Origin of the sequence: Salinivibrio sp. SS3, assembly GCF_001722105.1 — a bacterium.
GTDB classification, from domain to species: domain Bacteria; phylum Pseudomonadota; class Gammaproteobacteria; order Enterobacterales; family Vibrionaceae; genus Salinivibrio; species Salinivibrio kushneri.
The window spans coordinates 1-12,669 of sequence record NZ_MEBQ01000042.1; the positions used below are offsets into that span (position 1 = coordinate 1).

Below are 12,669 nucleotides of genomic sequence, written 5' to 3' on the forward strand. Positions count from 1 at the left end.
GTTCTGGCTCTGGCTCTGGCTCTGGCTCGGGATCAGGATCTGGATGAGGCGGCTCGCCGCTATCTGAACTATCCAGCGTGGTCAGCCATTGTGAAAATGCGGGACCATACTGTTCACCATAATCCTTTACCAAGTTCGACCATTTTTCAAAGTGTCCAGCTCGGCCGGCTGCGAGCAACGCATTGACAGCTTCTGGGTGCTTTTCAAACAAGAAGCGTACCGCCAAATATCCCCAGCGATAAACGCGGTTCACATCGTGCTGATAGGTGGTGGCAAATACGTCACTGAGTGAATAGCCGCCTTCTTTGCCCAAGCGTATGGCGTCGGCATAGTCATCGCCATGGGCCATGTATTCAGCAAAGCCTTCTAGCCACCATACGGTATGACCGTGGCGAAGTACGTCGTTAAAGTCGCCATACATATTAAAGCGCCCATCGAGATAATGAACGTACTCGTGCTCGAGGTTCCAAATTGAAAGCGATTGGCCATTATCATTGCGGTAAGCGATAAAACGGGCTTGGTTGTCTGGATCGGCAGGATTTCCTTCTAGGTATTGGCCGCCATTATCGGTCGAGTTACCAAACAAAAAGGCTGAATAGGTTTTGTAGTCCGATGGGTTATCAAACACCACGACTTCAACGCTGTCGTTCAGATCGTCGGTGACCGCTTGATAACCTGAGTTCACGGTTTGATGAAAGGCCACTTCTTTATCGTGCAGGCTTTCACATGCCTGCTGCGATTGCGCTTGTGTCATGCTTTGTGAACGAATAATGGCCGGGCCGTCACATTGATGGCGATAAGGCACCACTTTGGCTTCCAGTGTTGCTTTGGCATCAGACAAACCTAATTCCGTCACCTTGTCGGGGGCGTAAGCATCCACCATTTCTGCCATGCCCACCCATACGGCGTCGTTTTTGCCGCCTAGCGGGAAACGCGGTAATAGATCACGATAATGGCTAATCACACGATCTCGCACGCTGGCTTGGGGGGCCATCAATAGCCGTCCCATTTCGCGGACAGTGTTTGATACCAATAACGCCCCATGGTCGCTATTGGATAGCTGAGGATGATTAACAACGAACTGATAAAGGCGGTCAATCAAGGAGAGATCGGCGGCGAGCACATCGTAAAAGGCTTGACGAGACTGGTGACCTGCCATGGCACGGAAAAGGTTGTTGAGCGCATCGGCGTAACGGCGGTCGTCTAGGCGGTCTGGGTTGAGGTTTTCCAGCAGTTGAATTTGTAGGTCCAAAGTTTGCGGCAAGCGCTTGATGCTATCGGCCATCAGCGTTAAGCCATGCAAGGCATCAGTTTGGGCGCGACCTTTTGCCGTGGCGTAAGGCGAGCGTAAAAATGCATTGATGGTATCCGCGAGGCGATCGTCTAGCGCATCAGAAAAATCAGCGTTCGCTTTGTCACCGTAGAAGCGTACATAGTAGGCCGCGCGCACGTACTCGGCTAAATTAGCAATTTGGCGAGCTTGGCTGTCATCACCCTGATAATGGGTAATGGTCTGCGATAAACGCTGTGCCACTTTACTCACAAAGGCTTCTTGGTAGAGATTGTTATATCGAATAGACGCGGTGTCATACCAGCTAGTAAAGCAACCGCGTTCCGCATCCATAATCGCTTGGATCGGCGTGTTGTTGGCCGCCAAATCGGCAATATCACATTGAGCGCTAGCCCATGCACTGGTGCTGCTAAAGGCGGCAAGCGCAATGAGTGCCGATAGCGGTTTGGGTCGGGAAGGAAATAGTGTATACATTTCAAGCTCCTAGATGTTTTTAGGCGGAGCCGTTATAACTATTTTCCCGACACTATGGGCTTAATAAGCCTAAAAATTAGGGCTTGGTTCCGTTTTCTCTTAAAAATTTGCCAGTAATGTATCATTGCGAGTCTTTTTCGCGCAGGTGTAATTTGGCGATACGTTTTGTCACTGTATACACACGTTTCAAAGACTCAGTCCACTCCATCTCAATGCTGAATAGCTGTAGACGGTTGGCATCATGCTCGATCAAGCGCTCGGCTTGGTGAGCCAACACTTTATCTAATAGGGCGTTGAGCGCACGTTTGGTGTGCAGTACTTGTTTCGCGCGGTTATTATCGCCACGCCGAATGGCATTCACACTATCTAGCAGTGCGTGAGTGACTTTATCTTGAATCGTATCAAGGGTCTCCCGCATCTCATCGCTGATATCGATCTCGGCATGCAGTGATTTATCCATGATAGGAACCAAAGTGTCCTCAATCAGGTCAGCAATGCTCTCGAGTTTATCAGTAATGCTAATCAGGGTGATCTGTCGGTCACTCTGTGCTTGTGTGAGTGGCTCTTTACGCAATCGACCGAGATAAAAAAGCACATGTCCGTGCAAAATATCGACTTGATGCTCAAGCTCGTCGATTTTTTCTAATGCATGAGTCGCCGCATCTCGCTCTTGCTGGGAGGCTAATTGAGAAGTGAGAGGGGGGAGCGTATTCATCATATTGCAAACCCGGCGTCCGATGCGGCCAATTTCGAGCTGGGCTTGATCCATGGCGATATCGGGTGTCATCAGCAGCTCTTTAGAGAGATATTTGGGTGAAACACTCGGGCGTTCACTTGGGACAGGCTTAGGTTTTTTGGGGATGATTTTCTTGGCGAGCCAAACAAACCCGCCGACAAACGGCAACATGACCAATGTATTGACGACGTTGAATAGGGTGTTGGCATTGGCAATTTGGCGAGGCAATTCGGCGCCTAAGCGCTCAACCCCCGTGAGGTCAGGATGACTTGGCGACAGTGCGACGCTCCAATCACTCAACACACTGATCAATGGAAGCCATACCAACACCCCGATAATGTTAAACAGAATATGTACGCTGGCGGTTTGTTTAGCCTCTCGCGATTTCCCAATCGCGGCGAGAAGAGCGGTCACACAGGTGCCGACGTTGGCACCCATCGCTAATGCGATCCCGCCCTCAAGGGAGATAAAGCCTTGCCCCGCGAGGACGATGACAATCCCGGTTGTGGCAGATGAGGACTGCACTAGCGCGGTAAACAGGGCCGCCAGTAGAATGGCAAAAAAAGGATTGTGCATTTTCGCCATGGTATCAATAAACGGCTGATAATCGCGCAGCGGTGACATTGCCTCACTCATCACGTTCATCCCCGTAAAGATCAATCCCAACCCGAATAGCATTTTACCGTATTGCTTGGTTTTATCGGCCTTGGCGGTAAATTGAATAAAAAAGCCGACGGCAACCATCAGATAGGCGGCTTGAGTGATTTTAAAGGCGACAATTTGGGCGGTAATGGTTGTCCCGATATTGGCACCCATGATCACGCCTGTTGCTTGCGCGAGCGACATTAACCCCGCAGAAATAAATCCGATGAGCAGCACAGTCGTGACAGAGGAAGACTGAATGGTTGCGGTCACCCCGGCCCCTGTGAAGACACCGGCGACTCGGTTAGTGGTGAGTTTGGCTAACAAGGCTTTAAGTCGGCTTCCAGCGGCGTTTTTTAGTGCTTTGGACATTTTATCCATGCCGTATAAAAACAGCGCCAGGCCACCGAGCAGCCCCATTAACATTGTGAGGGTATGGAGCGAAGACGCGTCCGTGTTCGCTGCCCATGTGAGGGAGGGCAGCAAAAATAAGAGGGTGGCCAAAAAGCGCCACTGCCAAGTATGACTCAACGCGGTTAGTCGCATTTATCGCCTCTAGGTTGCTAGATTATGACCAATAATCATTAACATAGATGCAATAAAACTGTAATGCGAGTGGCGCAGTGACGTTAGGTGAGGCATTGACGGGAAGAATCGCTAGGGGATCACACTCTTAGAGTAACGTGAGACGGTGTTAACTCAAATAAAGCGGCCGACAAAAGGTCGGCCGCAGAGCACTTAGCTTTGGCAGCTGCCTTGATACTGCCAAACCCATTGGTTAGTGAAAGGGTCTATGCCCCAGTTGTCTTGCGTGGCCTGGAATAGATGCCCTTGATACTGAACGGTGACGCCTGCTGGATAATAGTTGTATCCACCCCAAGTCGGCATATTGGTACAGCGGTTGGTCTCAACCCCGCGATCGTCAAGGCGTGCTAATACGTTGGTCGCATAGTCACGCGCCCCCACCACTGTGACGTACAGATCCATGCCCTGAATTTGGCTAAAGCCACAGTACTCTTCGTTGCCTACATTGGTTGAGGCGCAATCGTTGTCATTGACAGTTGCAGGGCGACCTACCGCGGCATATAAGTCTACTTCGCCGTGACCACGATAGGTTTGTAGCCAAACGGTGCCGCGAGGCGCATTTTTTACCACGAACTGGTAACCAGCGCCCGCACGCCCTTGGATTTGCACCGGCTGATCGAGCGTCAGCGGCAAAATCTCTGGTTCAGGTTGTGGCTCTGGGTCTGGCTTAGGGTTTCCTTCCGTCCCTTGGCAGCCCTGAGGTTGAATGCCCACTTCGGCAAAGGCTTGGCTTACTGCTCCGGCTGGGTAGTTAAGGTCTTTAGCGGCTTCGCAAACCCCATTCGCACCTTGTTGGAAACTGGAATTCGGACGCCAATAAAGCTGATTCGCTGTCGCAAATGCTTTAAAGGCCTTTTTGATATTCCATTGGTCGCTGGTGGCGAGATGGTAAAACGCTTTGTTGAAGATACCTGAGCTAAAGTGCACGTCGATGCCAGAGTAATAGCGGTCGACATGACCAATGGAGCGTCCATCTTGGCTTGGGTTGATGAAATAACGCATGGCTTCGCTATGTTTCATCACGTCTTCACCCATTTTCCAGTTAAACTCACCAAACACGTACTGTCCCAGAGCCGCTGCGGCGACATCCGAGAATGATTCATTCATCCCACCGGACATACCACGGTACTCAAGACCTGAGTTTTGCTCGGTAAAACCATGACTCACCTCGTGAGCAATGACATCCCACGTGGTGAGGGGATACATGCTGCGATTACCGTCACCAAAGGTCATTTGCCGGCCATCCCAAAAGGCATTGCCGTAACCTTGACCGTAGTGGACGCGCATGGTGAGTTTCTGTCGAATCGGACGTATACCGAGCCAGTCTTGGTACATATCAAATACTTTCTGACCAAAAAACTGCGCATCATTCATTGGCGCATAAGCACCGTTGACTTGACGGTAGGTGTTTTGTGGGCAATTAAACTGATGAACCTCTCCGCCCCATTCGCGGTTATTCATGTTTAATGTCACCACGTTGGGGCTATCCATTTGGCAGTAGCGGTTGACCTCAAAACTGCCTAGCTGGGTATTGGGACCGAAATTAAATCGGCCTCTCTTTTGGTTACCGCCGGGGCCACCCGCCTCTAGGTGCGCGATGCCCTCCCAGCTGTCAAGGATATCGCCAGACTTCGCATCAATAATTTTGATTGGACGCGATGGGTGACCATCGTCGCTGGCGAGGTAGTCGACTTTGTAGACCAGGCGGGCTGTTTGTTGTTTATCCAGCCAGACCAAAAGCTCTGTGTTTGCATCCGCTTGGTGAAAATGCTGACTGCCTTGGTGAGTCTGGCCTTGTGCAATCGCGATAGCCTGCTGTTGATTAATCATGGGGAGTGTACCACCGATATCTTGTTCGATATCAGTGACAACGTCACCTTTAACGCTGGGCGCAAAGCCGCGTGCGGCGGTATTTTCAACCACCGAATAACCGTAAACGGGAACGCCATGATGTAGCTGCTGCTTGCGCACTAAGGCTTTGTTGCCCACTTGTAGGCGTGACTTTTCACGAAAGCTTAATGCTGGCGATGAGGCCACCATCGTGCGAGGTTGATCATCATTTAATGCCGCGCTCAAATCTAAGCTTGAGGCGTCGACCACATTGGCAGCCTGAGCAGGTATCGCTAATGGAAGGGTTAAAGCGAGTAGCGTTTTACGCATAGTGTCCTCTTCATACTACAACGAGTTAAAAATCCTTGGTTACTATCCATCGTGTGCGTCTCAAGCGGGTTTTCGAGCAGTGATAATGAGGATTTGGTTCAAAAAGTGTCTAGAAAAGTGGAACTGGTGTTCGATTTTTACGTTATGTGCACAAAATAAAAGACAGCGCTAGCGTGTGTTAAAAAATGATTTAAGCGTTGTAATTTCGTGACTATGCTAGCTAGGGGATTCGATATTGGGAGTAATGCTGTGAGTCACTTATACTCGCGCCTTTTTCTGCGGGCAGTATTATTAGGCTTTTGCCTAACCGTGACGCCTGTGATGGCAAACCAACAGGCTTGGCAGTCGCCTGATTATATTGTTGAGGCATTTTATCGTATCGCATTTCAGAGCGAGTATGTGCAAGGTGAACAAGGCGTCCGCAAGTGGGATGGCCCGATCCGCTATCATGTGGCGCATCCGATCAATGAGAGCCAGCTGCATGATGATCTTGTCACATATCATGTTGCACATCTTGAGACGCTAACCGGGATCGACTTTATCTCAACGCCGACTCCGCAGCGTGCCAATCTAACGATTATGTTCACCAATCATGAACGTTTTTTAGATGATGCGCGCAAACAGTTTAACAATGCCGATGTCTCACCATTACATGATGCCGTGTGTGCGGCTAACTTTCGAATCAATCAACATGGCGCGATTCATCATGCAGCGGTTGTTATTCCCGTTGATTTAGCACGCTCCAAAGGGAAACTCGTGGCCTGTGTGGTAGAGGAGCTGACACAAATTATGGGGCTGCCTAATGACGATGATCGGGTTTTCCCATCGATTTTTAATGACCGCACGCCACAACAGCTTTTGACTGGGCTAGATGGCTTATTGCTCAGGCTGTTATACCTCGACGAAATAGAAGCCGGGCAAGATTGGCAGACGGCACAGACCATCATTCAGCCAGTCGTTCAACAGTGGGCAAGTGACGGCACCATTGACAATGCACACCGCAGTGTCAAAACCGGTGAGCTTTATCGTTTACTGGGCTGGTAGCCGAGCGATTAACGCCATTCGTTTTCCATTGATTTGCTCAATAACACAAATTGTTTAAAGTGATTTAGACATTTCGCCATCTTCGACAACACTTAAAGAACAGGACAGCAAATTGTCATGACGGTCAAGGGAGGCGACATGGAGTCGATCACTGTTAAAGATTATATGAACAAACGCCCGGTAACCTTTTCACCGGATATGCCGCTTTCTAGTGCACTGGAAAAACTGCTTCGTAGTCAGCAAACGGGTGGGCCTGTGGTAGATGCCAATAAGCGGTTGGTCGGGTTTATCTCCGAGCAAGACATGCTGCAGCAGTTGCTACGTGACAGCTATCATTGCCAAGATTCACACGCCGTGGCGGATTGTATGACCAGCAACGCGTTGGCGGTTGAATCCGAGGACAGTATTATCAAGCTTGCGGAAATGATGGCGCCCACCAAGCCTAAACTGTACCCAGTGGTCGACGAGGGCAAATTGGTGGGTATTATCACCCGTCGAGATGTCTTAAGAGCGATCAGTATGCAAATGGGTGAATGTCTGACCCATCCAGTTTGAGGTTTTTCATTACGCGCACCTTACTATTTGGGTAAGGGGCGCTTATTTGCTATCGCCACCAAGATGGCATCGCCTTTCTTGTTTCCCCTCCCATACTGACGGCTGTCCTTCCGCGCGTTGTGGTTGGCCGCGTACAAATATTGAACGAGTTGTGGTTATTTTTCATTCAGTCTTATGTGCTGGTCAATCAATTTTAATCCTGCTTATTTAAGTAGTTACTTGCCATGGGGCAACATATAGTTCGATTATTAGTGTTCGTTTTGCGTTTTTCTGCTATTGTGCCGCCCGTTGGTAGCGGGCAGTTATCGCGAGGTTGAGGCGTACAAAAGCCCAAGCGCGGCAGCAAAACGATAAGCAGGATGCTGGAGTATCGTGACGTGTGGCTAACCCGTATTAACGTCAATGTGAATGTAAATGAGGTAACACAAAGGTCAAATTAAACAATCAGGGAGGATGAGGTGAGAGAAACAAAGAGGTTATATGTATCAACTCAATTCAATTGGTGCGCTAGAATCATTCCTGATTGCCATCGGTGTCCTTTTTTTAGGCCATTTTGTTAATTCAAAAACACCCGCATTAAGAAAATTTAATATCCCAGAGCCGATTGTGGGCGGGTTAATTATTGCGTGTGTTATTTCTATATTACACTACAACGGTATTGATTTTAAATTTAGCTTGCCGTTAAAAGATACGTTTATGCTGATGTTTTTTGCGACCGTTGGTCTGGCAGCAAATTATAAACAATTAGTAAAAGGCGGCTTAAAGGTGTTTTGGTTTCTTGCCATCGCTTCTGTGTACATCATTATACAAAACGCTATTGGTGTCAGTTTTGCGTCGATGCTTGGTTTAGATCCATTGATGGGGCTGGTCGCTGGCTCGATTACCCTGTCTGGCGGGCACGGAACCGGCGCGGCTTGGGCCCAGATATTGACCGATGAGTATGGTATTCAAAGTACCCTGGAAATTGCAATGGCGTCGGCAACACTCGGTCTGGTGATTGGTGGTATTATTGGTAGCCCAGTTGCCCAGCGTTTGATTAATAAACATCAGCTTGAGTCTGAATATGGGCGTGGCACCACAACACACGAAAAATATCCCGAACTTGTCACGTACAATGAAAATGAAGAAGATAAAGTAACCGCCAAGAAAGTCATTGAAGTCTTATTTATTTTACTGCTGTGTATTACGGGGGCTCGCCATTTATCTGAGTGGGTAAGCGGGTTTAATATTGAATGGCTAATGGTGCCTGACTTTGTTTATGCTCTCTTCTTGGGTGTAATAGTCACCAATACGCTTGAGGTTTTTAAACTCAGAAAGCTAGAGTCAGAAACCGTGGATATGGTAGGGACTGTCTCTCTATCATTATTTCTAGCGATGGCGCTAATGACGTTGAAGCTATGGAACATTCTCGATTTAGCGGTCCCATTTTTAATTATTCTGGCGATTCAATCGGTGGTTATCGGCTTATTTAGTTACTACGTCACGTTCAAGTTGATGGGGAGTAATTATACAGGGGCCGTGATTGCTGGCGGACATTGTGGTTTTGGCCTCGGCGCTACCCCGACCGCGGTGATGAATATGGGCTCAATCGTGAATCGTTTCGGCCCCGCGCCTCAAGCCTTTATGGTGGTGCCGATTGTGGGGGCTTTCTTTATCGATATCGTCAACCTGCTAATTTTACAGGGCTATATTTTTATTATCCAATAGGATCATTGCGCTCAGCCATCATTGCTGAGCGCATTTTTTCTGCTGTCGCGCAGCGTTTGGCAAACTCAATGAGCGTTGTTTTGATAAGCGCTTGACTCTGGAGTGGGCTCCAACCCTTATACTGACCACAAGTTAATGACACACCGACCAAAGAAGGAGTCGATTATGTGTAAGCATTGTGGACATCACCACTGTCATCAACCGCATCACCAAACGGTGTCTCCGTCTACGCAAACGGTAACGAATACCTGCCAAGCGTCGAGCTGCTGTTCCAGTCACCAAGAGGGTGAGGGTAGTGCGGGCGATGATGACCCCGACAGGCGACAAACCTCGTGTCACCATACCTGCCAGAGTTCGCCCTCGGCGTCATCTCCTCAGTTATCCTCCATCACCCATGAGTGGGTGGTTACTGGCATGGATTGCCCAAGCTGTGCCGCTAAACTTGAAAAAGCAATTCATGCCACGCCGGGTGTAGAGAGCGCACAAGTGCTGTTTGCCACTGAAAAGCTACGAGTCGCTTTGACTCACGATGCCCCAACGGAGACGCAATCTGCCATTGAGCAAGCGGCTAAAAAAGCCGGTTTTCCGCTCGTTACCTTGGATCAAACCGCCACTGTGCCTTCTGGTTGGCAAAAATGGCGCGATGACGCCCTGCTGTTTGGTTTAATTGGCATTATGCTGGTCGCTTGGGGGCTGCATTACTGGTCCGCTTCTTTATCTGATTGGCTGTTTACTGCAGCGACAGTCGTTGGCCTCGCTCCCATTGTGCTTAAAGCGGGTCGATTGGCGCGTCAAGGATCGCCGTTTTCGATAGAAACCTTGATGAGTATTGCGGCCATCGGTGCGTTATATCTTGGAGAGACCACCGAAGCGGCAATGGTATTAGTGTTGTTTCTCATTGGCGAGCGGTTAGAAGGGTATGCGTCCACGCGCGCCCGCGATGGCATTCAGTCGCTGATGGCATTGGTGCCAGAAACTGTGACGCGAATTGATAGCGACGGTTCACGTGAGACCGTGGCGGCCAGTGATCTACAGCCAGGTGACCGGATTGAAATCAGTGCCGGTGAGCGACTCCCCGCGGATGGGCAGCTAATGGACGCTGCGGCGAGCTTTGATCAGAGTGCACTGACAGGCGAACCGATCCCTGTCGATATCGAAGCCGGTGACACCGTGATGGCGGGCAGCCTTGCAACCGATAAAACGGTACAGCTAAATGTGACATCCGCACAGGGCGAAAATGCCATTGACCGTATTTTGCGCCTTATTGAGCAGGCCGAATCGAAAAAAGCGCCGATAGAACGGTTTATCGATAAATTCAGCCGCTGGTACACGCCTGCAATGATTGGGCTCGCCGCGCTAGTTGTGGTGATTCCACCCCTGTTCTTTGCCGCCAGCTGGCAAGAGTGGTTATATCGAGGCTTAGCACTGCTATTGATCGCCTGTCCATGTGCGCTCGTGATTTCGACACCTGCGGCGATCACCTCTGGGCTGGCCACCGCGGCCCGTCGTGGCGCTTTGATCAAAGGTGGGGCAGCACTGGAAACACTGGCGAGCGTCAATGCCGTCTCATTGGATAAGACAGGTACCTTGACCGAAGGTAAACCCATGGTGACCGATGTGCGCGCGTGGCACAGTGATGAGAGCGCTCTGCTTCAAGCGGCGACCGCCATCGAGCGTGGTAGCCATCATCCATTGGCAAAATCCTTGGTCCTGTATAGCGCCGAGCGTGGCATCTCGGTGCCGGATGCCTCGCATATCCAGGCGAATGCCGGTCGCGGCGTGCAAGGCATGGTTGAGGGACAAGCCGTCAGGTTGGTTGCGTTAGACAAGGTGGGTGAGTCGACGTTAAATCATGCGCAATATCAAGAGGCCAAATCGGTGGCCGAGCGCGGGGTGACTGTCGCGGTTGTGCTCATTGACGAGCAACCACAAGGGATAATCGGCTGGCGAGATACACTGCGACAGGATGCGCGAGAAGCCATCGAGCAATTGCGTGCGATGGGTATTCAGCCTGTGATGCTGACGGGTGATAACCCGACCTCCGCCGCTGAAATTGCCCGCGAACTGGATATTGATTACCGCGCGGGCCTATTGCCGGAGAATAAGGTTGAGGCGGTAGAAACGCTGGCGGAGCAATACCGCATCGCAATGGTTGGCGATGGCATCAATGATGCACCGGCCATGAAAGCATCGCACGTCGGGGTGGCAATGGGAAGTGGTACCGATGTGGCGTTAGAAACGGCCGAGGCGGCATTGAGTCATAACCGGCTGGTCGAGTTACCCAGAGTCCTGCAACTGGCGCGCGCGACCCAAGCGAATGTGCGGCAAAACATCACCATTGCATTAGGGCTTAAAGGGGTGTTTTTAGTGACCAGTGTACTCGGTATCACAGGACTTTGGGTCGCGGTGCTGGCTGACAGCGGTGCTACCGCGCTGGTCACGCTGAATGCGCTACGTTTACTTCGTGACTAGTGCTGAAAAACAGGGCAAAGGCTGTCTGCTTTTGCCTTTATAAAGTGATAACGATCTCTAAATTTTGAAATCTGTAATATATAATATAGTAATAGGTCGATGATGGTCACACAAAAGATGGCAAAATTGGGTATCCTAAATGCATAACCAATAACGAGTTCGGGCCTCATCAGCAAGGCCCACATTAATTCTAATGCGGATAAATGCATCCAGCGAGGAGACGAATGATGTCTGATACCCCTGTATTTCACCTTGGCGTAACAAAAGCGGATCTTCAAGGCGCAACCACGGCGATTATTCCTGGCGACCCGGCGCGCGTTGAAAAAATTGCTAACTTGATGGAAAACCCAACCTTTCTCGCCTCGCAGCGTGAATATGCTTTGTATCTTGGTTGGCTCGATGGCAAGTCAGTGGTGGTTTGCTCAACGGGTATCGGTGGCCCATCGACCTCTATCGCGGTTGAAGAGTTGGCACAACTTGGTGTGGGCACCTTCTTGCGTGTAGGCACCACGGGGGCGATTCAGCCGGACATTAATGTCGGCGATATGATTGTTACCACCGGCTCTGTACGCCTTGACGGCGCAAGCAGCCACTTTGCGCCAATGGAATTCCCAGCGGTGGCCGATTTTGACGTCGCCACGGCCATGAAAGCCGCCGTTGATGAAGATGGCGCCACGGTTCACACTGGCGTGACGGCATCCAGTGATACCTTCTATCCAGGTCAAGAGCGTTACGATACCTTTAGCGGCCGTGTAGTGCGTCGCTTCCAGGGTTCAATGCAAGAATGGCAAGACATGGGCGTGCTGAACTTTGAGATGGAATCAGCCACCTTGCTGACCATGTGTGCTAGCTCTGGCTTGCGTGCAGGTTGTGTGGCCGGTGTGATTATCAACCGTACACAAAAAGAGACCCCAGACCACGCGACCTTGAAAGAGACGGAAGCGCGCTCAATTAAAGTGGTGGTTGAGGCAGCACGTAAGCTCCTGTAAACAAGCGAGACATC

General features: G+C 50.3%; 8 protein-coding genes. 5 read left to right on the forward strand and 3 right to left on the reverse strand.

What is annotated here, in order from left to right; translation table 11 throughout:
- The 3 genes from BGL48_RS11695 to BGL48_RS11705 all read right to left on the reverse strand — a co-directional run.
- Nucleotides 1-1,765: collagenase (locus BGL48_RS11695; RefSeq protein WP_069362808.1), on the reverse strand; the 1,765-nt coding region annotated here is incomplete at its 3' end.
- 121 nt (nucleotides 1,766-1,886) lie between these two features.
- Nucleotides 1,887-3,689, reverse strand: coding sequence for a Na/Pi cotransporter family protein (locus BGL48_RS11700; protein ID WP_069362809.1), 1,803 nt, complete (start codon nucleotides 3,687-3,689; stop codon nucleotides 1,887-1,889).
- A gap of 192 nt (nucleotides 3,690-3,881) precedes the next feature.
- On the reverse strand, nucleotides 3,882-5,888 hold the full coding sequence (locus tag BGL48_RS11705; protein ID WP_069362810.1) for a M4 family metallopeptidase: 2,007 nt from the start codon (nucleotides 5,886-5,888) through the stop codon (nucleotides 3,882-3,884).
- A 249-nt stretch (nucleotides 5,889-6,137) separates the two neighbouring features.
- Between BGL48_RS11705 and BGL48_RS11710 the strand changes: the two genes are divergently transcribed.
- From BGL48_RS11710 to udp, 5 genes are all read left to right on the forward strand, one after another.
- The gene (locus tag BGL48_RS11710) at nucleotides 6,138-6,932 is read left to right on the forward strand and encodes a DUF2927 domain-containing protein (RefSeq protein ID WP_176719666.1); all 795 of its coding nucleotides are present in this window, start codon (nucleotides 6,138-6,140) and stop codon (nucleotides 6,930-6,932) included.
- Between the two features lie 138 nt (nucleotides 6,933-7,070).
- Nucleotides 7,071-7,487, forward strand: coding sequence for a CBS domain-containing protein (locus tag BGL48_RS11715; RefSeq protein ID WP_046073384.1), 417 nt, complete (start codon nucleotides 7,071-7,073; stop codon nucleotides 7,485-7,487).
- 480 nt (nucleotides 7,488-7,967) lie between these two features.
- Nucleotides 7,968-9,194: a sodium/glutamate symporter gene (gltS, locus tag BGL48_RS11720; RefSeq protein ID WP_069362811.1), complete on the forward strand. Its 1,227-nt coding sequence runs from the start codon at nucleotides 7,968-7,970 to the stop codon at nucleotides 9,192-9,194.
- A gap of 165 nt (nucleotides 9,195-9,359) precedes the next feature.
- On the forward strand, nucleotides 9,360-11,666 hold the full coding sequence (locus BGL48_RS11725; protein ID WP_083238587.1) for a zinc/cadmium/mercury/lead-transporting ATPase: 2,307 nt from the start codon (nucleotides 9,360-9,362) through the stop codon (nucleotides 11,664-11,666).
- A gap of 227 nt (nucleotides 11,667-11,893) precedes the next feature.
- On the forward strand, nucleotides 11,894-12,655 hold the full coding sequence (udp, locus tag BGL48_RS11730) for a uridine phosphorylase (RefSeq protein ID WP_069362813.1): 762 nt from the start codon (nucleotides 11,894-11,896) through the stop codon (nucleotides 12,653-12,655).
- Nucleotides 12,656-12,669: the final 14 nt, after the last annotated feature.